The organism is Streptomyces sp. NPDC088810 (assembly GCF_044750305.1).
GTDB lineage: Bacteria > Actinomycetota > Actinomycetes > Streptomycetales > Streptomycetaceae > Streptomyces.
Genome location: NZ_JBIVJQ010000001.1, coordinates 74,272 through 98,303 on the forward strand (window position 1 = coordinate 74,272; position 24,032 = coordinate 98,303).

General features: G+C 72.1%; 18 protein-coding genes, 2 tRNA genes and 1 pseudogene. 15 read left to right on the top strand and 6 right to left on the bottom strand.

What is annotated here, in order from left to right; translation table 11 throughout:
* Positions 1 to 12 precede the first annotated feature (12 nt).
* On the bottom strand, positions 13 to 1,164 hold the full coding sequence (locus ACIP4Y_RS00285; RefSeq protein ID WP_358637179.1) for a uroporphyrinogen-III synthase: 1,152 nt from the start codon (positions 1,162 to 1,164) through the stop codon (positions 13 to 15).
* An 88-nt stretch (positions 1,165 to 1,252) separates the two neighbouring features.
* Positions 1,253 to 2,626, bottom strand: a complete 1,374-nt coding sequence (locus ACIP4Y_RS00290; RefSeq protein WP_401385771.1) for a nitrate/nitrite transporter — start codon at positions 2,624 to 2,626, stop codon at positions 1,253 to 1,255.
* A gap of 279 nt (positions 2,627 to 2,905) precedes the next feature.
* Here ACIP4Y_RS00290 and ACIP4Y_RS00295 point away from each other — a divergent pair, with 279 nt between their 5' ends.
* The 6 genes from ACIP4Y_RS00295 (at position 2,906) to ACIP4Y_RS00320 (ending at position 9,961) form a co-directional block, all read left to right on the top strand.
* Positions 2,906 to 3,499, top strand: coding sequence for a CGNR zinc finger domain-containing protein (locus ACIP4Y_RS00295; RefSeq protein ID WP_401385774.1), 594 nt, complete (start codon positions 2,906 to 2,908; stop codon positions 3,497 to 3,499).
* Positions 3,500 to 3,727: 228 nt separating this feature from the next.
* Entirely contained in the window at positions 3,728 to 4,315 is a 588-nt protein-coding gene (locus tag ACIP4Y_RS00300; RefSeq protein ID WP_358637185.1) for a sigma-70 family RNA polymerase sigma factor, read from the top strand.
* Positions 4,316 to 4,377: 62 nt separating this feature from the next.
* On the top strand, positions 4,378 to 5,145 hold the full coding sequence (locus ACIP4Y_RS00305; protein WP_358637187.1) for a zf-HC2 domain-containing protein: 768 nt from the start codon (positions 4,378 to 4,380) through the stop codon (positions 5,143 to 5,145).
* A gap of 69 nt (positions 5,146 to 5,214) precedes the next feature.
* Positions 5,215 to 7,596, top strand: a complete 2,382-nt coding sequence (locus ACIP4Y_RS00310) for a HelD family protein (protein WP_401385778.1) — start codon at positions 5,215 to 5,217, stop codon at positions 7,594 to 7,596.
* Positions 7,597 to 7,942: 346 nt separating this feature from the next.
* On the top strand, positions 7,943 to 9,358 hold the full coding sequence (locus ACIP4Y_RS00315) for an NAD-dependent malic enzyme (protein ID WP_401385781.1): 1,416 nt from the start codon (positions 7,943 to 7,945) through the stop codon (positions 9,356 to 9,358).
* Positions 9,359 to 9,679: 321 nt separating this feature from the next.
* Positions 9,680 to 9,961 carry an HU family DNA-binding protein gene (locus ACIP4Y_RS00320; protein ID WP_023550134.1) on the top strand — a complete coding sequence of 94 codons (282 nt, stop codon included), beginning with the start codon at positions 9,680 to 9,682 and terminating at the stop codon, positions 9,959 to 9,961.
* Between the two features lie 98 nt (positions 9,962 to 10,059).
* On the opposite strand, the gene murA is transcribed toward ACIP4Y_RS00320, so the two are convergent.
* Positions 10,060 to 11,400, bottom strand: coding sequence for a UDP-N-acetylglucosamine 1-carboxyvinyltransferase (gene murA / locus ACIP4Y_RS00325; protein ID WP_401385785.1), 1,341 nt, complete (start codon positions 11,398 to 11,400; stop codon positions 10,060 to 10,062).
* A 277-nt stretch (positions 11,401 to 11,677) separates the two neighbouring features.
* Between murA and ACIP4Y_RS00330 the strand changes: the two genes are divergently transcribed.
* From ACIP4Y_RS00330 to ACIP4Y_RS00365, 8 genes are all read left to right on the top strand, one after another.
* Positions 11,678 to 12,250 carry a YqgE/AlgH family protein gene (locus ACIP4Y_RS00330; protein ID WP_401385788.1) on the top strand — a complete coding sequence of 191 codons (573 nt, stop codon included), beginning with the start codon at positions 11,678 to 11,680 and terminating at the stop codon, positions 12,248 to 12,250.
* A 29-nt stretch (positions 12,251 to 12,279) separates the two neighbouring features.
* A complete protein-coding gene (locus ACIP4Y_RS00335; RefSeq protein WP_208032514.1) occupies positions 12,280 to 12,564 on the top strand; it encodes a DUF3039 domain-containing protein in 285 nt (94 codons plus the stop codon).
* Positions 12,565 to 12,765: 201 nt separating this feature from the next.
* Positions 12,766 to 14,403 carry a beta-N-acetylhexosaminidase gene (locus ACIP4Y_RS00340; RefSeq protein ID WP_401385791.1) on the top strand — a complete coding sequence of 546 codons (1,638 nt, stop codon included), beginning with the start codon at positions 12,766 to 12,768 and terminating at the stop codon, positions 14,401 to 14,403.
* A 252-nt stretch (positions 14,404 to 14,655) separates the two neighbouring features.
* Complete coding sequence (locus ACIP4Y_RS00345) at positions 14,656 to 15,549, top strand: FAD binding domain-containing protein (RefSeq protein ID WP_358637199.1); 894 nt, start codon at positions 14,656 to 14,658, stop codon at positions 15,547 to 15,549.
* Positions 15,546 to 17,417, top strand: coding sequence for a 2Fe-2S iron-sulfur cluster-binding protein (locus ACIP4Y_RS00350; RefSeq protein WP_401385793.1), 1,872 nt, complete (start codon positions 15,546 to 15,548; stop codon positions 17,415 to 17,417). The genes ACIP4Y_RS00345 and ACIP4Y_RS00350 overlap by 4 nt, the downstream gene beginning before the upstream one ends.
* Complete coding sequence (locus ACIP4Y_RS00355) at positions 17,414 to 19,723, top strand: xanthine dehydrogenase family protein molybdopterin-binding subunit (protein WP_401385795.1); 2,310 nt, start codon at positions 17,414 to 17,416, stop codon at positions 19,721 to 19,723. Before ACIP4Y_RS00350 ends, ACIP4Y_RS00355 begins: the two co-directional genes overlap by 4 nt.
* Positions 19,724 to 19,838: 115 nt before the next feature.
* Positions 19,839 to 19,967 carry a hypothetical protein gene (locus ACIP4Y_RS00360; RefSeq protein WP_401385797.1) on the top strand — a complete coding sequence of 43 codons (129 nt, stop codon included), beginning with the start codon at positions 19,839 to 19,841 and terminating at the stop codon, positions 19,965 to 19,967.
* 129 nt (positions 19,968 to 20,096) lie between these two features.
* Complete coding sequence (locus ACIP4Y_RS00365) at positions 20,097 to 21,254, top strand: SUKH-4 family immunity protein (RefSeq protein WP_401385800.1); 1,158 nt, start codon at positions 20,097 to 20,099, stop codon at positions 21,252 to 21,254.
* A 385-nt stretch (positions 21,255 to 21,639) separates the two neighbouring features.
* Here the strand turns inward: ACIP4Y_RS00365 and ACIP4Y_RS00370 are convergent.
* The 3 genes and pseudogenes from ACIP4Y_RS00370 to ACIP4Y_RS00380 all read right to left on the bottom strand — a co-directional run.
* Positions 21,640 to 22,077: pseudogene (locus ACIP4Y_RS00370) on the bottom strand (DUF6082 family protein); the annotation flags it as partial.
* A gap of 106 nt (positions 22,078 to 22,183) precedes the next feature.
* Positions 22,184 to 22,258, bottom strand: a tRNA-Cys gene (locus ACIP4Y_RS00375).
* A gap of 17 nt (positions 22,259 to 22,275) precedes the next feature.
* Positions 22,276 to 22,373 (bottom strand) — tRNA-OTHER (locus tag ACIP4Y_RS00380).
* A 177-nt stretch (positions 22,374 to 22,550) separates the two neighbouring features.
* Here ACIP4Y_RS00380 and ACIP4Y_RS00385 point away from each other — a divergent pair.
* Positions 22,551 to 23,999 carry an MFS transporter gene (locus ACIP4Y_RS00385; protein WP_401385803.1) on the top strand — a complete coding sequence of 483 codons (1,449 nt, stop codon included), beginning with the start codon at positions 22,551 to 22,553 and terminating at the stop codon, positions 23,997 to 23,999.
* Positions 24,000 to 24,032 lie beyond the last annotated feature (33 nt).

Below are 24,032 nucleotides of genomic sequence, written 5' to 3' on the forward strand. Positions count from 1 at the left end.
CGGCCCCCGCGCCTACGCGTCCGCGTACTTCGCGTCCGCCGCCGGGTCCAACGCCAAGCGGTACCCCCGCTTCACCACCGTCTGGATCAGCTTCGGGGCGCCGAGGGCCGTGCGGAGGCGGGCCATCGCCGTTTCGACGGCGTGTTCGTCGCGGCCCGCACCCGGCAGCGCGCGGAGCAGGTCGGCGCGGGCCACCACCCAGCCGGGGCGGCGGGAGAGGGCGCGCAGCAGGGACATGCCGGCCGGCGGGACCGGCTTGAGTTCACCGTCGACCAGGACCGCGTGGCCGCGGATCTCCACCCGGTGGCCGGCGATCGGCAAGGACCGGGCCCGGGCCGGGAGTTCCTGGCACAGGAGCTGGACCAGGGGGCCCAGGCGGAACCGTTCCGGCTGGATCGTGTCCACCCCGCGGGCCTGGAGGGGGATCGCGGTGACGGGACCGACGCAGGCGGGGAGGACGTCGTGGGCCAGGACCGACAGCAGCTCGTCCAGCAGACCCCGGTCCTCCGCGCGGGACAGGAGCGAGGCCGCGGCGGGGGCGCTGGTGAAGGTCAGCGCGTCCAGGCCGCGGGTGACGGCCGCGTCCAGGAGGCGGTCGAGGGGGCTGAGGTCCTCGGGGGGCATCCAGCGGTAGACCGGGACGGGCACCACTTCCGCGCCGGCGGCCCGCAGCGACTCCACGAAGCCGGGGAGCGGTTCACCGTGCAGCTGTACGGCGATGCGGTCGCCGTCGACGCCCTCCTCCAGCAGCCGGTCGAGGACCTCGGCCAGGGATTCCGAGGACGGCGACCACTCCTCGTTGAGGCCCGCCGCGCGGATCGCGCCCTTGACCTTCGGGCCGCGCGCCAGCAGCCGTACTCCGCGCAGCCGGTCGAGGAGCTGCTCGCCGAGGCCCCAGCCGTCGGCGGCCTCGATCCAGCCGCGGAAGCCGATCGCGGTGGTGGCCACGACCACGTCCGGCACCTGGTCGATGATCTCCTTCGTGGCGGCGAGCAGTTCGCCGTCGTCCGCGAGCGGCACGATCCGCAGCGCGGGGGCGTGCAGAACGGTGGCGCCGCGCCGCTGGAGCAGGGCGCCCAGTTCCTCGGCCCGGCGCGCGGCGGTGACGCCCACGGTGAACCCGGCGAGGGGGCCGTGCTCGGGTTGCTGCTCTTCGTCGTACATGGGGGCTCTCCTAGCTGACCGGCACGCCGAACGAGCCTGTCAACGATGCGTGACAGGCTCGGTTCGGCTTGATGTCACCGGTGTTACGTCATACCTCGGCGTAGCTGAGCTGGGACTTCTCCTGTGAAGCGGCCGCTGTGGCCGTAACCCGGCCGGCCGGGCGGCGAAGGTATACGGCCCAGGTCACCGCGAAGCAGACACCGTAGTAGGCGAGGAAGGCGACGAACGCGCCGGTACCGGAGCCGTAGGAGAGGAAGGACTGGCGGAAGGCGAGGTTGATGCCGACACCGCCGAGCGCGCCGACCGCGCCGATCAGGCCCATGGACGCGCCGGACAGCCGCCGGCCGTGGGCGACGGCCGCCTCGCCCTCCAGGCCCTTGGCCAGCGCCTTGGCCTGGAAGATGCCGGGGATCATCTTGAACGTCGACCCGTTGCCGAGCCCGCTCAGCACGAACAGGACGACGAAGACGGACACGAACAGCGCCAGCGACTTCTGCATGCTGGCCATGATGAGGACGGCGGTGGCGGCGCCCATGCCGACGTAGTTCCACAGGGTGATGCGGGCGCCGCCGTAGCGGTCGGCGAGCCAGCCGCCGAGGGGGCGGATGAGGGAGCCGAGCAGCGGGCCGATGAAGGTGAGGTACGCGGCCTGCAGCGGGGTCCGGCCGAATCCGTTCGTCAGCACCTGGCCGAAGGCGAAGCTGTAGCCGATGAAGGAGCCGAAGGTGCCGATGTAGAGGAAGGCCATGATCCAGGTGTGGGCGTCCCGGGCGGCGTCCTTGGCCGCGCCGGTGTCGTTCTTCACCGAGGCCAGGTTGTCCATGAACAGCGCGGCCAGTACGGCGGCCACGACGATCAGCGGGATGTAGATCCCGAGCAGCACGCGCGGCCCGCCGCTCGCGCCGATGATGGCGAGCGAGATGAGCTGGATGACGGGCACGCCGATGTTGCCGCCGCCCGCGTTGAGCCCGAGCGCCCAGCCCTTCTTCCGCAGCGGGAAGAAGGCGTTGATGTTGGTCATGGAGGAGGCGAAGTTGCCGCCGCCGATGCCGGCCAGCAGGCCCACCAGGAGGAAGGTGGAGTACGACGTCCCCGGCTCCATCACCACGAACGCGGCGACGGTCGGGATCAGCAGCAGGCAGGCGGAGATGATCGTCCAGTTGCGGCCGCCGAAGACGGCCACGGCGAAGGTGTACGGCACCCGGACCACCGCGCCGACCAGCGTGACCACCGAGGTCAGCAGGAACTTGTCGGCCGGGGTGAGGCCGTACTCCGGGCCCATGAACAGGACCAGCACGGACCACAGGGTCCAGACGGAGAACCCGATGTGCTCGGAGAGCACGGAGAACCACAGGTTCCGGCGGGCGATCCGTTCCCCGGTCGCCTGCCAGAATCCCTCGTCCTCCGGATCCCAGTGCTCGATCCAGCGGCTACTGCGACGGGTTGGGGCTGGGGGTGTCATCACGCCTCCACGGTGCTCCGGCTGCTCGGTCTGCCAACCACTGACTGAGCCCGAAGGTAGGGAGGCCGGGTTTCCGCCCTGTGGCTGTGGGTGACCGGAAGGGAACGTTGCTCTCACTCGGCCGGGGACGGTGCGGTGAGGCGTGCCGCCCGCGCGGTGATCGCTCCGTCCCGCCCGACGGCTCGGGGACCGGTGCGGCGCGAGGGGTTCCGCAGTTCCCTCCGCGCGGGCACTGTGGGGGAGACCCCGCACGGTTCCTGCCTAGGCGGTGACTGGCACATGGCACTCGGGAGCGCCCCCTCCGCGCACGAGCCGCGGTTCGATGCCGGGCGGGTGTGTCTGGATCTCCTCGCCACCACGCATCCTGGCGAACGGCTGGACGGTGTAGGGGCGTTGTGCGCGTGGATCGCCGGCGCCGGGCTCGTGCCCGGCGGTACGGCGCTCGGTCATGCCGACGACTCCTGGCTGACCGGGTTCCGGGAACTGCGGGGGCACGTGGGGCTGTTGGTGCAGGCGATGCAGGGAGGGGAGACGCCGGCGTACGGGCGGGCGCTGGCCCGGGTGAACGAGGTCGCGCGGGCCGCGACCCCGGCGCCCCTCGCCGTACGCGGGGAGGACGGCCGTCTCGTGCGGGAGTTGGCCGGGCCGCCCGGCTGTGCCGCGCTGCTCGCCGTCGTCGCCCGGGACACCGTGGAGCTGCTCACCGATCCCGTCGCGCGGGCCGCCGTGCGGGAGTGCGAGGGGGACGACTGTCCGCTGGTGTACCTCGACACCTCCCGCGGCCGGCGCCGGCGCTGGTGCTCCAGCGAGGTGTGCGGGAACCGGGAGCGGGTGGCCCGGCACCGGCGGCGGGCCGCGCTGGCGCGCGCCTGAGGCAGGAGTGATTTCCGTAACACCAGGTTTAGGTGGCCCGTACACGGGCGTCGCGAGCCGTCTCCGGCAATGTGTCGCAAATGTAAAGATCATGCGGTGGGAATGTGCGCCCATGTCCCGCTCGTCACGTCACCCCCGAGAAATCTGTCACTCCGGTTTGAACACTCGCGCACCGGGGTCCGTACAGGTGGGCGAGCGACCGACTGGGGGAACCCCCGGACACCGGAGGTGGGCGTGCGCAAGGATGCGGCCGTGGCCAATGAACGTGGAACGAGGGCCCGACATCGCATGTCCTCATCGCAGCCTTCCGAACCCGACGAGGAGCTGATGCGTGCCCTGTACCGGGAGCACGCAGGGCCCCTGCTCGCGTATGTCCTGCGGCTGGTCGCCGGAGACCGGCAGCGCGCCGAGGACGTCGTACAGGAAACGCTCATCCGTGCCTGGAAGAACGCCGGTCAGCTCAATCGGGCGACCGGTTCGGTACGCCCCTGGCTGGTGACGGTCGCGCGCCGCATCGTCATCGACGGCCACCGCAGCCGGCAGGCCCGGCCGCAGGAGGTCGATCCGTCGCCGCTGGAGGTCATCCCCGCGGAGGACGAGATCGACAAGGCGCTGTGGCTGATGACGCTGTCGGACGCGCTCGACGACCTGACCCCGGCCCACCGGGAGGTGCTCGTCGAGACGTACTTCAAGGGGCGTACCGTCAATGAGGCGGCCGAAACACTGGGCATACCGAGCGGAACGGTGCGTTCCCGGGTGTTCTACGCCCTGCGGTCGATGAAGCTGGCACTGGAGGAGCGGGGGGTGACGGCGTGATGAGCAACGGGTACGGGGGAATGCAGGGATTCGGACCGGCTGGTCCGGGTATGTCTGGGCCCATGAACCCCAGTCAGGGATCTTCGGTGCCGAGCGAGCACGAGACCGTCGGCGCCTACGCCCTCGGGATCCTGGACGACGCCGAGGCAACCGCTTTCGAAGCCCATCTCGCCGGCTGCGAGTGGTGCGCCCAGCAGCTGGACGAGCTGGCCGGGATGGAGCCGATGCTCGCCGCGCTCGCCGACCTGCCGGGCTCCGGCAGCACGCCCGCGATCGGCGAGTCGCTGTCCGCCAAGCCCAGCCCGCGGCTGGTGGAGAAGCTGGTTGACGAGGTCGCCGAGAAGCGGGCCCAGAAGCGCCGGCGCAGCTTCTACATGATCGCCGCGGCAGCCGCGCTGATCATCGCCGGACCGCTGGCCGCGGTCGCGGTGAACGGCGGCTCGGACGGCGGACAGCAGGTCGCGGCGACGCCCGCCCAGGCGACGTTCCGGACCATGTCCGACAAGAAGTCCGCCACGGACGCGTCGACCCACGTCAGCGCGACCGTCGCCATGGCGCAGAAGGACTGGGGCACGCAGGCCGTCCTGGAGCTGAAGAACGTCAAGGGCCCGCTGAAGTGCTCCCTGGTGCTCGTCGCCAAGAACGGGCAGCGCGTCACCATGTCGTCGTGGTCGGTGCCGAACTGGGGGTACGGCATCCCGGACGCCAAGACCGAGCAGTCGAAGCAACCGCTGTACATCGGCGGGGCCGCGGCCTTCCAGCCCAACGAGATCGACCACTTCGAGGTCGTGACGTTCGAGGGCAAGAAGCTGGTCCAGGTGGACGCGTAGCCGACGTAGCCCCGACGGGCTCCCTTCGCGTACGGTTGACGGCTGCCCAGCACGTCAGAAGGGGGCCCGGTGGCCGCTCAGGTTCAGCAGTCCGCGGTCGGCTCGGTACAGGACGCACCCGACTCCGTCCGTGACCGGGAGATCGGCGTAGAACAGGAACACCTGGACCGGGTGTACCGGCGGCTGGAGGAGAAGATCCACGAGGCCGAGTTCCTGATGCACGACGCGGCCAAGCGCGGCCAGGTCGGCACCCCGGGCGCACTCGCCGAGCGGGACGCGCAGGTCTTCCGGGCCGGCGTCCACCTCAACCGGCTGAACAACGAGTTCGAGGACTTCCTCTTCGGACGGATCGACCTGCTCCTCGGCAAGGACGGAAAGAAGGGGCCCGACGGGGCCTACACGGCGGTGGAACCGGCCGAGGGGGCGGTACGGCCCGACAACACCGCCGACATCGCCGAGACCCTGCACATCGGCCGTATCGGCGTGCTCGACGAGGACTACTCCCCGCTGGTCATCGACTGGCGGGCGCCCGCCGCCGCGCCCTTCTACCGGGCCACGCCCGTGGACCCGGGCCGGGTGGTCCGGCGCCGGGTCATCCGCTCCAAGGGGCGCCGGGTGCTCGGCGTCGAGGACGACCTGATGCGGCCGGAGCTGACGGCCTTCCTCGACGGCCGCGAGCTGCCCGTCATCGGCGACGGCGCCCTGATGGCCGCCCTCGGCCAGGCCCGCAGCCACACCATGCGGGACATCGTCTCGTCCATCCAGGCCGAGCAGGACATGGTCATCCGGGCCCCCGCCGCCTCCATCACCTATGTGGAGGGCGGTCCGGGCACCGGGAAGACGGCCGTCGCCCTGCACCGCGCCGCCTACCTGCTCTACCAGGACCGCAGACGCTACGCGGGCGGCATCCTGATCGTCTCGCCGACCCCGCTGCTCGTCGCCTACACCGAGGGCGTGCTGCCCTCGCTGGGCGAGGAGGGCCAGGTCGCGATCCGCGCCATCGGCTCGCTGGTCGACGGCGCGGAGGCCACCGTGTACGACTCCCCGGCCGTGGCCCGCGCCAAGGGCTCGTACCGGATGCTGAAGGTGCTGCGCAAAGCCGCCCGGGGAGCCCTGGAGCTGGGCCCGGCGGCACCGGAGGGGGAAACGGTCACCGGGCCGCCCGCCCGGCTGCGGGTCGTCGCCTTCGGCCGCCGGCTCGAACTGGAGGCCGACGAGCTGGAACGTATCCGCCGTACCGCCCTCGGCGGCACCGCGCCCGTCAACCTGCTCCGCCCGCGCGCCCGCAAGCTGCTGCTGGACGCCCTGTGGGCCAAGTCCGGCGGCGCCGCCCGGCACACCGACCCGGAGCTGGCCGCCGAGCTGCGCTCGTCCTTCGACGAGGACGTCACCGGCGAGGACTCGTTCATCGCGTTCCTGGACGCCTGGTGGCCCGAGCTGACCCCGAGGGCCGTGCTCGCCGCGATGGCCGACGAGAGGCGGCTGGGCCGCTGGGCCCGGCGGATCCTCAACCCCGGCGAGGTCCGCAAGGTCGCCCGCTCGCTCCGGCGGGACGGCCACTCCGTGCACGACATCGCCATGCTCGACGAACTCCAGGCGATCCTCGGCGCCCCGGCCCGCCCCCGCAGGAAGCGCGAACTCGATCCGCTGGACCAGCTCACCGGCCTGGAGGAGCTGATGCCGGTGCGCGAGGAGACGCAGCGCGAGCGGGCCGAGCGGCTGGCGCAGGAGCGCACCGAGTACGCGCACGTCATCGTGGACGAGGCGCAGGACCTCACGCCGATGCAGTGGCGCATGGTCGGCCGCCGTGGCCGGCACGCCACCTGGACGGTCGTCGGCGATCCGGCCCAGTCCTCCTGGTCCGACCCGGACGAGGCGGCCGAGGCCCGCGACGAGGCCCTCGGCACCCGGCCCCGGCGCCGCTTCCAGCTCACCGTGAACTACCGCAACCCGGCCGAGATCGCCGAGCTGGCCGCGAAGGTGCTCGCGCTCGCCATGCCCGGCTCCGAGGCGCCGTCCGCCGTACGGTCCACCGGGGTCGAGCCGCGTTTCGTGAGAACGGACATCGAACACGGCACGGTCGTCAACGGAGTGATGCCGTCAGGCACACGGGACTCCCTGGAGCGGACCGTGCGCGCGGAGGCCGAGCGGCTGCTGGACCTGGTGGACGGCACGGTCGGCGTGGTCGTCGCGATGAACCGGCGCGAGGAGGCCCGGCGCTGGCTGGCCGGGCTCGGCGACCGCGTGGTGGCCCTGGGCAGCCTGGAGGCCAAGGGCCTGGAGTACGACGCGACGGTCGTCGTCTCGCCCGCGGAGATCGCCGACGAGTCGCCGGCCGGCCTGCGCGTGCTCTACGTGGCGCTGACCCGGGCCACCCAGCAGCTCACGGTGGTGTCGGGGGAGCGGGACGAGCCGGACGCGGCGGGGGTTCCGGACCTGCTCCGGGACTGAGCCTCCGGCGCGGGAATGGCCTTACGGGATCCGTTTGTTAGCCTGGGTGTGGCACCGGCCCGATCCAAGCCCCCGGGCCCAACCTTCGTCCCTCAGAGGGACCACTTGCCGCGAGGCGAGCATGGCGGGCCGGTGTCATGAACGCAGGAGAGACCCACGTCACGACCGTGACGTGGGTCTCTTTCTTTGTCTGATCATTTCTCGTATGGTGGAAGTGGTTTTCCGAAACCAGGCACCGCTCATGAACACAACGTCCGCAATCCAGGGCGACTACCGCGTACTCCGCGGTAGGTGCGACGATCGGACGGCACAACTCGCGACACGGTGAAAGCAGAGGAAGTCGGCCATGGCAACGGCGCCCAGCGTCTCCTACTCGATGACGATCCGGCTGGAGGTGCCCGCGAGCGGAACCGCCGTCTCGCAGCTCACCACCGCCGTGGAGTCCTCCGGAGGCTCGGTGACCGGCCTCGACGTCACCGCGTCCGGTCACGAGAAGCTCCGTATCGACGTCACCATCGCGGCCACCTCCACGGCCCACGCCGAGGAGATCGTCGAGAAGCTGCGCGGCATCGAGGGCGTCACGCTGGGCAAGGTCTCGGACCGTACGTTCCTGATGCACCTCGGCGGCAAGATCGAGATGGCGTCGAAGCACCCCATCCGCAACCGTGACGACCTCTCCATGGTCTACACGCCCGGTGTGGCCCGCGTCTGCATGGCCATCGCCGAGAACCCCGAGGACGCCCGCCGCCTCACCATCAAGCGCAACTCCGTTGCGGTCGTGACGGACGGCTCCGCCGTGCTCGGGCTCGGCAACATCGGCCCCAAGGCCGCGCTGCCCGTCATGGAGGGCAAGGCGGCCCTCTTCAAGCGCTTCGCCGGCATCGACGCCTGGCCGATCTGCCTGGACACCCAGGACACCGACGCCATCGTGGAGATCGTCAAGGCGATCGCCCCCGGCTTCGCCGGCATCAACCTGGAGGACATCTCCGCGCCGCGCTGCTTCGAGATCGAGGCCCGGCTGCGCGAGGCCCTCGACATCCCCGTCTTCCACGACGACCAGCACGGCACCGCCATCGTCGTGCTCGCCTCCCTGACCAACGCCCTGCGCGTCACGGGCAAGGCCATCGAGAACATCCGGGTCGTCATGTCCGGCGCGGGTGCGGCCGGTACGGCCATCCTCAAGCTGCTCATCGCCGCCGGTGTCAAGAACGCCGTCGTCGCCGACATCCACGGTGTCGTCCACGCCGGCCGCGAGGACCTGGTGAACGCCCCGGCCGACTCGCCGCTGCGCTGGATCGCCGACAACACCAACCCCGAGGGCCTCACCGGCACCCTGAAGGAGGCCGTGCGCGGCGCCGACGTCTTCATCGGCGTCTCCGCTCCGAACGTCCTGGACGGGACCGACGTGGCCGCCATGGCCGAGGGCGCCATCGTGTTCGCGCTCGCGAACCCGGACCCGGAGGTCGAGCCGGCGATCGCCCGGCAGACGGCGGCCGTCGTGGCCACCGGACGCTCGGACTTCCCGAACCAGATCAACAACGTGCTGGTCTTCCCGGGTGTCTTCCGCGGTCTGCTGGACGCCCAGTCCCGTACGGTGAACACCGAGATGATGCTCGCCGCCGCGAAGGCCCTCGCCGACGTGGTCACCGAGGACGAGCTGAACCCGAACTACATCATCCCCAGCGTCTTCAACGACAAGGTCGCGGGCGCGGTCGCCGGAGCGGTCCGGGAGGCCGCCAAGGCGGCCGGCGCGACGGCCTGAGCACGGCGTGTCGTAGTGTGCAGGGGGCTGTGAGCATCGCCACGGCAGCCCCCGCACCGGCGCGTCGTGGAACCGCCAGATGCCGGGCGCGCTCTAGGGTGACGGCCGAGCGGGCGCTTTTCGTGTGACTCCCCAGGGTGTTCTCACGACTCCTACGGGTGCCGGATTGGCTTTCCCGCCGCAGGTAGGGGCAGGATGCTCCCTCAGGGACCTAGTCCCCGGGGGCACCCCCAAGGGCGCGAGCGCATCGGCATCGCAGTGCCTCGGGCGGCTTCGCCGCGTGGCACACCCCAACGGCAAGAAATACACGGGAGTAACAACATGAACCGCAGTGAGCTGGTGGCCGCGCTGGCCGACCGCGCCGAGGTGACCCGCAAGGACGCCGACGCCGTGCTGGCCGCGTTCGCCGAGACCGTCGGCGAGATCGTCGCCAAGGGCGACGAGAAGGTCACCATCCCCGGCTTCCTGACCTTCGAGCGCACCCACCGTGCCGCTCGCACCGCGCGCAACCCGCAGACCGGCGAGCCCATCAACATCCCGGCCGGCTACAGCGTGAAGGTCACCGCGGGCTCCAAGCTCAAGGAAGCCGCCAAGGGCAAGTAAGCGCTCCGCTTCGAGGCGCCGGTCCACCGGCCCCGAGGACGCCGAAAAAGGGCGGCCCCCCTCCACGAGGGGGGCCGCCCTTTTGCCGTGCGTGACGTCTAGCCGAGTGCCTTGCCCGGCAGCTCGACCTTCGCGCCCAGCTCCACGAGCTTCTCCATGAAGTTCTCGTAGCCGCGGTTGATCAGGTCGATGCCGTGGACGCGGGAGGTGCCCTCGGCGGCCAGGGCCGCGATGAGGTACGAGAAGCCGCCGCGCAGGTCGGGGATGACCAGGTCGGAGCCCTGGAGCCTGGTGGGGCCCGAGACGACCGCGGAGTGCAGGAAGTTGCGCGCGCCGAAGCGGCAGGCGGAGCCGCCCAGGCACTCGCGGTAGAGCTGGATGTGCGCGCCCATCTGGTTCAGCGCCGAGGTGAAGCCCAGCCGGGACTCGTACACCGTCTCGTGGATGATGGACAGCCCCGTGGCCTGGGTCAGGGCCACCACCAGCGGCTGCTGCCAGTCGGTCTGGAAACCGGGGTGCACGTCCGTCTCCAGCGCGATGGACTTCAACTGCCCGCCGGGGTGCCAGAAGCGGATGCCCTCGTCGTCGATCTCGAAGGCACCGCCCACCTTCCGGTAGGTGTTCAGGAACGTCATCATCGAGCGCTGCTGGGCGCCTCGGACGTAGATGTTGCCGTTGGTCGCGAGGGCCGCGGAGGCCCAGGAGGCGGCCTCCAGGCGGTCGGGCAGGGCCTGGTGGGTGTAACCGCCGAGCTTGTCCACACCCGTGATGCGGATCGTGCGGTCGGTGTCCATCGCGATGATCGCGCCCATCTTCTGCAGCACGCAGATGAGGTCCTCGATCTCCGGCTCGACGGCCGCGTTGGACAACTCCGTGACGCCTTCGGCCAGTACGGCCGTCAGCAGCACCTGCTCGGTGGCGCCGACGGACGGGTACGGCAGCCGGATCTTCGTACCGCGCAGCCGCTGCGGGGCCTCCAGGTACTGGCCGTCCGCCCGCTTCTCGATGACCGCGCCGAACTGCCGCAGCACGTCGAAGTGGAAGTCGATGGGCCGGCCGCCGATGTCGCAGCCGCCGAGGCCCGGGATGAACGCGTGGCCGAGGCGGTGCAGCAGCGGACCGCAGAAGAGGATCGGGATCCGGCTGGAACCCGCGTGGGCATCGATGTCGGCCACGTTGGCGCTCTCGACCCGCGTCGGGTCCAGGACCAGCTCGCCGGGCTCCTCGCCCGGACGGACCGTCACCCCGTGCAGCTGGAGCAGGCCGCGGACGACCCGCACGTCACGGATGTCCGGAACATTGCGCAGTCGGCTCGGCTCGCCGCCCAGCAGGGCGGCGACCATGGCCTTCGGTACGAGGTTCTTCGCACCGCGGACACGGATCTCGCCCTCCAGCGGGGTTCCGCCGTGGACAAGCAGGACATCGTCGTTGACGGTCATGAATCTCGCGTTCCGATGAGTTGGTCAGGGGCCGGCCGATCACTGTGCGCAGGGGCCGGGAAGACAGGGTAATCGCCGATCACCCCCCGCCCGTAAGCCCAAGGACCGCCCAGTTGCGTCATAGGTGTGTCACAACACGAACCGTTCCCTATCGGGCACATGGGGTCACCGGTGTCCGGGTGTGCGCCCCCCGGCTTCGATGCGCCCTGAGCAGCCTTCACTCCGGTGCGCCCGATTGGCTCCCCACACCAGGGGAAGATGCGGGATCATGTCTGGCATGACCGAGGTGTCCTCGCTCACAGGGCGGCTGCTCGTGGCTACCCCCGCCCTGGCGGACCCGAACTTCGACCGTGCGGTGGTGCTCCTTCTCGACCACGACGAGGAGGGTTCCCTCGGTGTCGTCCTCAACCGCCCCACCCCGGTGGTCGTCGGCGACATCCTGGAGGACTGGGCCGAGCTGGCCGGCGAGCCCGGTGTGGTCTTCCAGGGCGGCCCGGTGTCGCTGGACTCGGCGCTGGGCGTGGCGGTCATCCCGGGCGGCGCCAACGGGGACCGGGCCCCCCTCGGCTGGCGGCGGGTGTACGGCGCGATCGGGCTGGTCGACCTGGAGGCGCCGCCGGAACTGCTCGCCAAGGCCGTGGGCAGCCTGCGGATCTTCGCCGGGTACGCCGGCTGGGGCCCGGGCCAGCTGGAGGACGAACTGGTGGAGGGCGCCTGGTACGTCGTGGAGTCCGAGCCGGGTGACGTGTCCTCGCCGGCCCCGGAGAGACTCTGGCGCGAGGTGCTGCGCCGCCAGCGCAACGAGCTGGCGATGGTGGCCACGTATCCGGACGACCCTTCGCTCAACTGATGCCTGTGAGCTTCAGTACTCTTGCTGGTATGAGCACTCTCGAGCCCGAGCGCGGGACTGGTACGGGGACCCTCGTAGAGCCGACGCCGCAGGTGTCCCACGGCGACGGCGACCACGAGCGCTTCGCCCACTACGTCCAGAAGGACAAGATCATGGCGAGCGCCCTCGACGGGACCCCCGTCGTGGCGCTGTGCGGCAAGGTCTGGGTGCCGGGCCGCGACCCGAAGAAGTACCCCGTCTGCCCCATGTGCAAGGAGATCTACGAGTCCATGGGCAGCGGCGGCGACGAGGGCAAGGGCGGCGACAAGAAGTAGGTCACCGGCCTGCCCGCCGGCGGTGGGATCCCCGGGACGTGCGTCCGCACGTCCCGGGGATCTTCGCGTTTTCCGGACGCCAAGTGGTCCAGACCTCTTGTGGTGCCTCCGCCCAGTCCCTAGCCTTCGAGGCGTCGGGCGTGTGTTGCGCAGGGTGGCAGGCGCGTTGCATGCAGTGCAACGTGGTGAGGGGCTGATGTCGTGGAACTGATTCCGGCGCCGCGCGCCGTCGACGGGCCGGCCGGACCCGAGGTACCGCTCGGCGACGGCACCACGCTGTGGGCCGGCCCCGGCACGGAACGCACCGAACGCTGGCTGCGCGCCACCCTCGGCGCCGCCCTGGGGCTGCCGCTGCGCCCCGGGCCGCGGGACGCCCGCGACGGCGTACGGCTGCTGCTGGACGACACCCTCGCGCCCGAGGCGTACCGGCTGAGCGCGGCCGCCGGGCAGGGCGTGGAGATCCGCGGCGGCGGACCAGCGGGCGTGTTCTGGGGCGCGCAGACCCTGCGCCAGCTGCTCGGCCCCGACGCCTTCCGGCGCGCCCCCGTCCGCCGGGACACCGCCCTCGGCGTCCCGCACCAGGTCGTCGAGGACGCCCCCCGGTTCCGCTGGCGCGGCCTCCTGCTCGACGTCGCCCGGCACTTCATGCCCAAGGAGGGCGTGCTGCGCTATCTGGACCTGATGGCCGCGCACAAACTCAACGTGCTGCACCTGCACCTGACGGACGACCAGGGCTGGCGCATCGAGATCGAGCGGTACCCGAAACTGACCGAGATCGCCTCCTGGCGCACCCGGACGAAATTCGGCCACCGGGCCTCACCGCTGTGGGACGACAAGCCCCACGGCGGCTTCTACACCCACGACGACATCCGGGAGATCGTCGCCTACGCCGCCGACCGGCATATCAGCGTCGTCCCCGAGATCGACGTACCGGGCCACTCGCAGGCCGCCATCGCCGCGTACCCCGAACTCGGCAACACCGACGTCATCGACACCACCGCCCTCTCCGTCTGGGACACCTGGGGCATCTCGTCCAACGTACTGGCCCCCACCGACACCACCCTGCGGTTCTACGAGGGGGTGTTCGAGGAGGTCCTGGAGCTTTTCCCCGCGGACGCCGCCGAGTTCTCGGCATTCGTGCACGTCGGCGGCGACGAGTGCCGCAAGGAGCAGTGGGCCGAGTCCGTGACCGCCAAGTCCCGCATCGCCGACCTCGGCCTCGCCGACGAGGACGCGCTGCAGTCCTGGTTCATCGGGCACTTCGACGCCTGGCTCTCCGCGCGCGGGCGCCGCCTCATCGGCTGGGACGAGATCCTGGAGGGCGGGCTCGCCCCCGGCGCGGCCGTCTCCTCCTGGCGCGGCTACGCGGGCGGGATCGCCGCCGCGCGGGCCGGCCACGACGTGGTCATGTGCCCGGAGCAGTACGTGTACCTGGACCACCGTCAGGCGCCTGGCGAGGACGAGCCCGTACCGATCGGCTTCGTGCGCACGCTGGAGGACGTCTACCGGTTCGAGCCCGTCCCGGAGGGGCTCACCGAGGCGGAGGCCCGGCATGTGCTGGGCACCCAGGCCAACGTGTGGACCGAGGTGCTGGAGGACGCCGCGCGCGTGGACTACCAGACCTTCCCCCGCCTCGCGGCCTTCGCCGAGGTCGCCTGGAGCCCGCTGCCCGCCCCGGCCGAACGCGACTACGCCGACTTCGCGCGCCGGATGACGGCCCACTACCGGCGACTTGACGCCCTCGGCGTCGCCTACCGGCCGCCCGCCGGACCCCGCCCCTGGCAGCGCCGACCCGGCGTGCCCGGCCGTCCGGTCGAGGGGCCGCCCCCGAACCGCTGACCGCGCCGGGCCGCCCCCGAAGAGGTAACGGAAAAACCCTGGCAGGATCACCGAAGAGTGGCAATCCGTGCACACCGGTGATGCCGTACGAAAACGGACCATCTCCCCGATGAGATGGGCGAATGCCTCCTAGCGGACCCCCGCGTTCGGGCGTTGCGAAGATGTGCCAGAGTTGCGTCGTCCGCCCTGTCAGCACGTACCGTACGGCAACACAGGCGGGACCAGGTGGGGCAGCGGGAAGGGGCAGCCGGTTTGACCACGCACGCACCGCAGGCGGCGCAGGCCGTCACCTTGCCCACGACACTGGACGAGGCCGTGGCGGCCCTCACCGCCATGCCCACCGCCGTCCCCGTGGCGGGCGGCACCGACCTGATGGCCGCCGTCAACTCCGGCCAGCTCCGGCCCGCCGCACTGGTCGGCCTCGGCCGGATCAACGAGATCCGCGGCTGGCAGTACCAGGACGGCCACGCGCTGCTCGGCGCCGGCCTCACACACGCGCGCATGGGCCGTCCCGACTTCGCGGCCCTGATCCCGGCGCTCGCCGCCGCCGCGCGCGCCGCGGGCCCGCCGCACATCCGCAACGCGGGCACCCTGGGCGGCAACATCGCCTCGGCCGCCCCCACCGGGGACGCGCTGCCGGTGCTGGCCGCCCTGGAAGCGACGCTGATCATCGCGGGCCCGGGCGGAGCCCGCCGGGAGATCCCGGTGTCGCACCTGCTGGCCGGCGTGGAGATGCTGCGCGGCGGCGAACTCATCGGCTACGTGCGCCTACCGCTGCTGCACGCCCCGCAGGTCTTCCTGAAGGCGACCGGACGCACCGGCCCGGGTCGCGCGCTGGCCTCCGTGGCGCTCGTCCTCGACCCGGCCCGGCGCGGTGTGCGCTGCGCCGTGGGAGCCATAGCGCCGATGCCGCTCAGGCCCCTGGAGGCCGAGCAGTGGGTCGCCCAGCTGATCGACTGGGACAACGACCGCGCCCTCGTCCCGGAGGCCCTGCACGCCTTCGGGGAGTACGTCGCCGCGGCCTGCATCCCCGACCCGGCCCCCGAGCCCGACGGCTCGGTGACCCCGCTTCCGCCCGCCGTACTGCACCTGCGGCGCACCGTCGCCGCGCTGGCCCGACGAGCACTGGGGAGGGCGCTGTCGTGACCGACGACCAGCACGGAGAGGGCACGCCCCAGGGCGGCGGACGCTGGGACCCGCTGCCCCAGGGCGACTACGACGACGGAGCCACCGCCTTCGTCCAACTCCCCGAGGGCGGCATCGACGCCCTGCTGTCCGGCGACAGCCCGCTGGCCGCGCCCGGCCACGGCTACGTGCCGCCGCAGATAACGGCCACGCACACCGACGGCGCCACCGGTACGTGGCCCGCGCCCGACGGCGGCGCCCAGTGGCCCGACCCGAACGCCGCGCCGGCCCAGCCGCAGACCGCGGACGACCGGTTCACGTACCACCCCGGTGCCACCCAGCACTGGACCTTCGACGAGCCCGCGGCACCGGCCGCCCCGGGGCACGACGTCACCGGGCAGTGGTCCATCCCCGTCGCCGGGGGCGAGCTGCCGGACGAGTCGGGCGAGTTCACCACGTCCTCGCTGGTCGAGCAGTGGGGCGGCACCCCGCCGGCCACGCTGCCCGGCGGCGCGCCGGCGCCCTGGGCGACGGACGGTGCGGGCCACGCCTGGGACCGGCCCGAGGACCGGCCGGCCGCCCCCGCGCCGGACCGGGACGGTCCCGAGGGCCACCCCCGGCGGGGCGGCTCGCCGGACGCGTACGGTCCGCAGGAGGGGTACGGCTCGGCGGACGGGTACGGGCCGGAGGACGGGTACGGGCCGGAGGACGGGTACGGCGGCCACGCCGACGTCGGGGACGCAGGGAGCACCGGGGACGCCGGGGAGGCCGACACGCCCGGCGGTACGGGCGTGCCCGCCGCGCCGGTCGCGCCGACCGAGTCCGATACGGCGCCGGAAGCCGAGGCACACGACCTCGCCGAGGCCCCTGAGCGCCCCGCTGACGCCCCCGCGGGCCACGAACAGCCGGCAGACCCGGCCGACGCGTCCCAGCCCGCCACGACGGCGGCCACGGCCGAGCCGGTTGCCTCCCCGGAAGCCCCCGGCAGCGACGCGGAGGAACCCGCGCCCGCGGCCGAACCGGACGGCCCCTCCGAAGGCGCGGGCGCCGAAGGTGACACCCCGCGCGCGCAGGAGGACGCCTCCGACGATGCCGGCGAGCAGGCGGCCGTACCGCTGCCGCCGCACGACGACCACCCCCTCGCCTCCTACGTGCTGCGCGTCAACGGCGCCGACCGCCCGGTCACCGACGCCTGGATCGGCGAGTCCCTGCTGTACGTGCTGCGCGAACGGCTCGGCCTCGCGGGCGCCAAGGACGGCTGCTCGCAGGGCGAGTGCGGGGCCTGTAACGTGCAGGTCGACGGCCGCCTGGTGGCCTCCTGCCTGGTTCCGGCGGTCACCGCGGCCGGCAGCGAGGTCCGTACGGTCGAGGGCCTGGCCGCCGACGGGCAGCCCTCCGACGTGCAGCGCGCGCTCGCCCGCTGCGGTGCCGTGCAGTGCGGTTTCTGCGTGCCCGGCATGGCGATGACCGTGCACGACCTGCTGGAGGGCAACCCGGCGCCGACCGAGCTGGAGACCCGGCAGGCCCTGTGCGGCAACCTGTGCCGGTGCTCGGGCTACCGGGGCGTCCTGGAGGCCGTCAAGGAGGTCGTCGCCGAGCGCGAGGCGTCCCACGCGGGCGGCGAGTCCGAGGCGGAAGAGGCCCGCATTCCGCACCAGGCGGGGCCCGGCTCCGGCGGCGTCCACCCGTCGGCGTTCGAGGCACCGGGCGCGTTCGACACCCCGCGGGCGCCCGAACCGTACGACCCGCCGGACCCGTACGACCCGCCGGACCGGTACGACCCGTCGCATCCGTACGACCCGTCGGACCCGTACGGCACGCCCGACGCGTACGGCACGCCGCGGGGACAGCAGGACCAGGACTACGGCCAGGACGGAGGCCAGGCGTGAGCAACGAAGCCGGCACCGCGACCACCGCCGCGGAAGCCGCCCCCGCGGCCGAGCCGTTGCCGCACGGCATCGGCGCCTCCCTGCCGCACGCCGACGCCCGCGCCAAGACCGAGGGCACCTTCCCGTACGCGGCCGACCTGTGGGCCGAGGGCCTGCTGTGGGCGGCCGTGCTGCGTTCCCCGCACGCGCACGCGCGCATCGTCTCCATCGACACCACCCACGCGCGCGAGATGCCCGGCGTCCGCGCCGTCATCACCCACGAGGACGTGCCCGGCACGCCCCGCCACGGCCGCGGCACGCCCGACCGTCCGGTGTTCGCCTCCGAGGTCGTACGCCACCACGGCGAGCCCATCGCCGCCGTCGCCGCCGACCACCCGGACACCGCGCGGATGGCCGCCGCCGCCGTCATCGTCGAGTACGAGGTGCTCGACCCGGTCACCGACCCGGAACAGGCCTTCGAGGCCGAGCCCCTGCACCCCGAGGGCAACCTGATCCGGCACATCCCGCTGCACCACGGCGACCCGGGCGCGGTCGGCGAGGTCGTCGTCGAGGGCCAGTACCGCATCGGCCGCGCGGACCCGGCCCCCATCGGCGCCGAGGCCGGTCTCGCCGTACCGCGCCCCGACGGCGGGGTGGAGCTGTACCTGGCCTCCACCGACCCGCACGCCGACCGCAACACGGCCGCCGCCTGCTACGGCCTGCCCCCCGATCGAGTGAAGGTCGTCGTCACCGGGGTGCCCGGCGCCACGGCCGACCGCGAGGACCAGGGCTTCCAGCTCCCGCTCGGCCTGCTCGCCCTGAAGACCGGCTGCCCGGTGAAGCTGACGGCGACCCGCGAGGAGTCCTTCCTCGGCCACGCCCACCGCCACCCCACCCTGCTGCGCTACCGCCACCACGCCGACGCCGAGGGCAGGCTGGTGAAGGTCGAGGCGCAGATCCTGCTGGACGCGGGCGCGTACGCCGACACCTCCGCCGAAGCGCTCGCCGCCGCCGTCTCCTTCGCGTGCGGCCCGTACGTCGTCCCGAACGCCTTCATCGAGGGCTGGGCGGTCCGCACCAACAACCCGCCTTCCGGCCATGTGCGCGGCGAGGGCGCCATGCAGGTGTGCGCCGCCTACGAGGCGCAGATGGACAAGCTGGCGAAGAAGCTGGGCCTGGACCCGGCCGAACTGCGCCTGCGCAACGTCCTCGCCACCGGAGACGTCCTGCCGATCGGGCAGACCGTGACCTGCCCGGCCCCGGTCGCCGAACTCCTCCAGGCGGTACGGGACTTCCCGCTCCCGGCGCTGCCCAAGGACACCCCCGAGGAGGAGTGGCTGCTGCCCGGCGGCCCCGAGGGCGCGGGCGAGCCGGGCGCGGTGCGCCGGGGCGTCGGCTACGGCCTGGGCATGGTGCACATGCTCGGCGCGGAGGGCGCCGACGAGGTGTCGACCGCCACCGTCAAGGTCCACGACGGCATCGCGACCGTGCTGTGCGCGGCCGTCGAGACCGGCCAGGGCTTCACCACGCTGGCCCGGCAGATCGTCCAGGAGACCCTCGGCATCGAGGAGGTCCACGTAGCCCCGGTCGACACCGACCAGCCGCCGGCCGGCGCGGGCTGCCGGGGCCGGCACACCTGGGTGTCCGGCGGCGCGGTGGAACGCGCGGCCAAGATGGTCCGCACGCAACTGCTCCAGCCGCTCGCGCACAAGTTCGGCATGTCCACCGAGCTGCTCCAGATCACCGACGGCAAGATCACCTCGTACGACGGCGTCCTGTCGACCACCGTCACCGAGGCGATGGAGGGCAAGGAGCTGTGGGCCACCGCCCAGTGCCGCCCGCACCCCACCGAGCCGCTGAACGCCTCCGGCCAGGGTGACGCCTTCGTGGGGCTCGCGTTCTGCGCGATCCGCGCGGTGGTGGACGTCGACGTCGAACTCGGCTCGGTCCGGGTGGTGGAGCTTGCGGTCGCCCAGGACGTGGGCCGGGTGCTGAACCCGGCGCAGCTGGCGGCGCGCATCGAGGCGGGCGTCACGCAGGGCGTGGGCATCGCCCTCACCGAGAACCTCCGTACGCCCCGCGGCCTGATCCGCCACCCCGACCTCACCGGCTACGCCCTGCCGACCGCCCTGGACGCCCCCGACATCCGGATCGTGAAACTGGTCGAGGAACGGGACGTGGTGGCCCCCTTCGGCGCCAAGTCGGTCAGCGCGGTCCCGGTGGTGACGGCACCGGCGGCGATCGCCTCCGCCGTCCGCGCCGCCACCGGCCGCCCGGTCAACCGCCTGCCGATCCGCCCGCAGGCGGCCGTGGTGACCGACCGGTGAGCACGCCGTCCGGCCGACAGCGCTGCACACCACCGACCGGTGTGACCGCGTCGGTCGTCGTGTGCGCGATGGGAGCCCTGGCCTTGGTGCTGCGGCTGATCTCCTTCTTCCTGTGATGGACGGTGTCGTCCTGGTCACCGGGGTGATGGCGGCGGGCACGTCGGTGGTGGCCGCCCCGGACGGGGAACTGCGCCCGCGCACCGGGACGATCCTCGCGGACGCGCAACGAGCCCGGGTCGCCTGACGTCTTCCCTCGTGAGGGCCGTTGTCAGTGGGGCGGCGTAGTGTGCTGAGCGGTGGGGGCATCTGCCCGGGGGCCGCGTACGACGGTGTGCGCCGGCCCGTCACGCACAGGGAAGACCGCGGGGGAGCGATGAGCACGACCGACGCCGAAGTACCGGTGATCACGCTGACCGAGGCGGAGCTGGACCGGTTCGTCACGCACACGCCGACGCGCGGCCTGCTCACGGGTACCGGCCTGCCCGCCGAGACCGACCTGCTCACCTTCTCCCCGCTCCGCACCCACGGCCTGCGCACGCTCGACGACGCCGCCGAGAGCCCCTTCGGCCTGGCCGAGGAGCTGCGCGGCCGCCTGGTGATAGGCGAACTGCTCACCCCGGCCGGCATGGAGCGCGAGTCGATCCTGCTCGACGGCGCCACGGGCGAGCTGACCACGGCCTACCTCTTCGACCCGTCCGACGCCCGCCCCTTCGCGCCCTCCCTGGCCACGCTGTTGCGCTTCGCCGCGGTCACCGAGGAACTGGCGGGTCTGCGCGGCCGTTTCGCCTCCCTGGCGGGGCAGTACGGCCCCAGGACGGCGACCGAGGCCTCGCGCCGCCTCCTCACCCTCTTCGAGGAGGGCACGGGCGGCGAGGTCCCGCCGTACTGGAAGGCGGCCGCGCTGATCCGCCCGCTCTCCCTCGTCGCCGGCCCCGGCACGGCCTCGGGCCTCACCCTCGACGTCCCCGCGCGCATCCTGGACCAGGAGTTCGGGCAGGGCCGGGTGGCCCGCTTCGAGGAGGTCGACTTCCCGGCGACGCTCACCCACGAGCCGACCCGCCGCTTCCTGCGCGAGACGGGACTGCCGGAGGAGGCGGTCTTCTTCCACGCCGACACGGACGTCCCGCTGCCGACGCTCCGCGAGTACTTCACCGAGGAGCGCCCCGAGTACCCCCTCGCGGAACTCCCCGCCCACTGCGACCACTTGATCCGCCTGGGCCACCTGCTGGAGGACACCAGCCTGGTGGTCGACGGCCGAACGGGCGCGGTCCTCACCTTCAACGAGCCCGAGGCCGCCCTCTACCCCCTCAACACCGACGTCTCCACCCTGGCCTTCACCCTCTGGCTCATCCACCACGAGCGCACGATCGACACCCACCTGGGCCACGAACTCGCCACCCACGCCTACGACCACCTGGTCGCCGCCATGATCCACACCCTGACCACCCTGGACCCCACCGGCACCCTCCCCGACACCAACTGGCACTACTGGACGGAACTCTTCCAGGACGAGGCAGGCGGGCTGTTCTGAGCCGGCCGGGTGCCTTGTGACACCGTCGGCTCAGCAGACGGCGCGGGACGAAGGCCGATGAGGCCGGCGCAGGCCGTACGGGCGGACAGGTACCACCGGTCAGCGGCCATCCTTCTGGCCGTCGCCTTTTCGCGTCCGATGAGTGCCGCGTTGCGGCCAGGGCGGTACCGCAGTGGATGGTCCAGTGGCTACGAGGGATCTGAGAAGTAGGAACCGGGTGGGATTGCCGGCCCCTCAGAAACCGCGTTTCTGTATTCCTCGTCCGCAAGGGAAACGAATCGGACCTCTTTGCGGGCCTTCGAGGCAGTGGCCAACTGTCGCCACTGTTCGCCGGCTCCCTCCCAGTGCCTGCGAGGGATTTCACCTCTGAGTGGCCCCTGAGCAGCACTCGAAGTTGGCCGTCGGTCAAACGATTGAGCCGGTAGGTCGCCAACCAGTTGCTCATGAAGAGATTCGCCAGCATCACCTGCTTCATCTCTTGCTCTGTGACGTCCATCAAAGGTGGTTCACCGCCTGCCAGCAGTGCAGGGTCGTTGAGCAGCATGCCGATCACGTGCTGGTGTGAAGCACGTATTGCTTGTTCGAGCGCGATGTCCGTCTGCCGTGACTGGTGGAACAGGGACGCCACGACGCCGATGAGTGCTGCTGCGGAGAACAGGACGGACAGTGCTCCGTATGACTGGCTGATGTTGCTGAGTTGCTCCCAGTCCTTGTTGGAAGGTGCCGCCGCTTGGAGCAGGAACGGAGTGATCACTATCAAGAAGGTGGTGAGCGCTCCTGTGAGCGTCCACAGAATGATGCTCCGGCGCCGTCCAGGGTTCATCGCGGCCCGCCCCCGTCTCCGTCTTCGTACTCATCTTGGGGAGCTAGGCCGCGCTGGGCAAGATGGCAGGACCTGCCCAAGGCTCTCGTTGCCTCTGGTCAGGCGTTGGAGGCCGTGGCGGGAATCGAACCCGCGTAACTCGCTTTGCAGGCGAGTCCCTGAACCACTCGGGCACACGGCCGTGTTTTGTTGTCGTCTCGGCCGTGGTGGGGATCGGACCCGCGTGACTCCCCGCGAGCGGAGCTCGCTGTTGGATGCAGTGCGGGCGAGCCCCTGAACCACTCGGGCACACGGCCGTGTTCGTGAGACGAACGTACGGGGCGGGCCGTGAGGGGCTCAAGGGGAGCGGGGGTGCTGCAACGGGACTGCCATACGCCGTTCATGAAGCGAGGCGTGCGTACGACCAAGGGTGTAGTCCGGGGTCGGACTTCCGACAGGGGTCAAAGTCGGTTGTGGGCCTTACTCTGGCGGGCATGAGTGCCCTCGAGTCCCGTGAACCCGGTGTCGTTGATCCACTCGCCGAGAAGAGCGAGGGGGTGCTGGGCAGGGCGTACCGGGCGCTGAGTGTCGGGATCGTGTCCGTCGTGGTGCTCATCGCCTTCGAGGCGACCGCCGTGGGCACGGCGATGCCCGTGGCCGCGCGGGAGCTGGACGGACTGGCGCTGTACGCGTTCGCCTTCTCCGGGTACTTCACGACCAGCCTGTTCGGGATGGTGCTCGCCGGGCAGTGGTCCGACCGGCGGGGTCCGCTGGGCGCTCTCACCACGGGTATCGGCGCCTTCGCGGCGGGGCTCGTCGTCGCCGGGACCGCGCAGGTCATGTGGGTGTTCATCCTCGGGCGGGCCGTGCAGGGGCTGGGCGGCGGACTGGTCATCGTGGCGTTGTACGTCGTCGTCGGCCGCGCCTACCCCGAGCGGCTGCGCCCCGCGATCATGGCGTCCTTCGCGGCCGGCTGGGTCGTACCGTCCATCGTCGGCCCCCTCGCCGCCGGCGCCGTCACCGAGCACCTCGGCTGGCGCTGGGTGTTCCTCGGCATCCCGGTCCTCGTCGTGTTCCCGCTCGCCCTCGCCCTGCCCCAGATACGGCGCAGGGCGTCGGGCCCGGTGGACGAGGAGGCCGGCGCCGGCTCCTTCGACCGGCGGCGGATCCGGCTCGCGCTCGGCATCTCGCTGGGCGCCGGGCTCCTCCAGTACGCCGCCCAGGATCTGCGCCCCCTCTCCCTGGTCCCGGGGCTGGCCGGTGCCGCCTTCCTCGTGCCCGCCGTCCTCGGACTGCTGCCCCGCGGCACCTACCGGGCCGCCCGCGGCCTGCCCTCCGTCGTGCTGCTGCGCGGCCTGGCCGCCGGTTCCTTCGTCGCCGCCGAGTCGTTCGTGCCGCTGATGCTGGTCACCCAGCGCGGGCTGTCGCCGACCCTCGCCGGTTTCTCGCTGGCGGCCGGCGGCGGGACCTGGGCGCTGGGGTCGTTCGTGCAGTCCCGGGCGCGCGTGGCGCCGTACCGGGAGCGGCTGATGACCGTGGGGATGGTGCTGGTCGCCGCCGCGATCGTCACCGCGCCGAGTGTGCTCGTGCACTCCGTGCCGGTGTGGACCGTGGCCGTCGCCTGGGGTGTGGGCTGCTTCGGCATGGGGCTGGTGATCGCCTCCACCAGCGTGCTGCTGCTCCAGCTGTCCGCGCCCGAGGAGGCCGGCTCGAACTCGGCCGCGCTGCAGATCTCCGACGCCCTCGCCAACGTCGTCCTCCTCGCGGCGACCGGCGCGGCCTTCGCGGCCCTGGGCGGCGGCAGCACGGCGGCCACCTCGGCCACGGCGGCCGGCAGCGGGCATCCCGCCGCCTTCGCCGCCGTCTTCCTGCCGATGGCGGGGGTCGCGCTGGTGGGGGCCTGGGTGACGCGGCGGCTGCGGGAACGGACGCCTGCGCGCTGAGTGACGGTCGGTGACCAGGAGGCGCTTGCGGCT

Bases quoted from the DNA above. Each gene is read 5' to 3' on its own strand.
- ACIP4Y_RS00285 (WP_358637179.1), bottom strand. From the start codon at position 1,164: ATGTACGACGAAGAGCAGCAACCCGAGCACGGCCCCCTCGCCGGGTTC.
- ACIP4Y_RS00290 (WP_401385771.1), bottom strand. From the start codon at position 2,626: ATGACACCCCCAGCCCCAACCCGTCGCAGTAGCCGCTGGATCGAGCAC.
- ACIP4Y_RS00295 (WP_401385774.1), top strand. From the start codon at position 2,906: ATGGCACTCGGGAGCGCCCCCTCCGCGCACGAGCCGCGGTTCGATGCC.
- ACIP4Y_RS00305 (WP_358637187.1), top strand. From the start codon at position 4,378: ATGAACCCCAGTCAGGGATCTTCGGTGCCGAGCGAGCACGAGACCGTC.
- ACIP4Y_RS00315 (WP_401385781.1), top strand. From the start codon at position 7,943: ATGGCAACGGCGCCCAGCGTCTCCTACTCGATGACGATCCGGCTGGAG.
- ACIP4Y_RS00320 (WP_023550134.1), top strand. From the start codon at position 9,680: ATGAACCGCAGTGAGCTGGTGGCCGCGCTGGCCGACCGCGCCGAGGTG.
- murA (WP_401385785.1), bottom strand. From the start codon at position 11,400: ATGACCGTCAACGACGATGTCCTGCTTGTCCACGGCGGAACCCCGCTG.
- ACIP4Y_RS00330 (WP_401385788.1), top strand. From the start codon at position 11,678: ATGACCGAGGTGTCCTCGCTCACAGGGCGGCTGCTCGTGGCTACCCCC.
- ACIP4Y_RS00335 (WP_208032514.1), top strand. From the start codon at position 12,280: ATGAGCACTCTCGAGCCCGAGCGCGGGACTGGTACGGGGACCCTCGTA.
- ACIP4Y_RS00360 (WP_401385797.1), top strand. From the start codon at position 19,839: ATGGACGGTGTCGTCCTGGTCACCGGGGTGATGGCGGCGGGCACGTCG.
- ACIP4Y_RS00365 (WP_401385800.1), top strand. From the start codon at position 20,097: ATGAGCACGACCGACGCCGAAGTACCGGTGATCACGCTGACCGAGGCG.
- ACIP4Y_RS00385 (WP_401385803.1), top strand. From the start codon at position 22,551: ATGAGTGCCCTCGAGTCCCGTGAACCCGGTGTCGTTGATCCACTCGCC.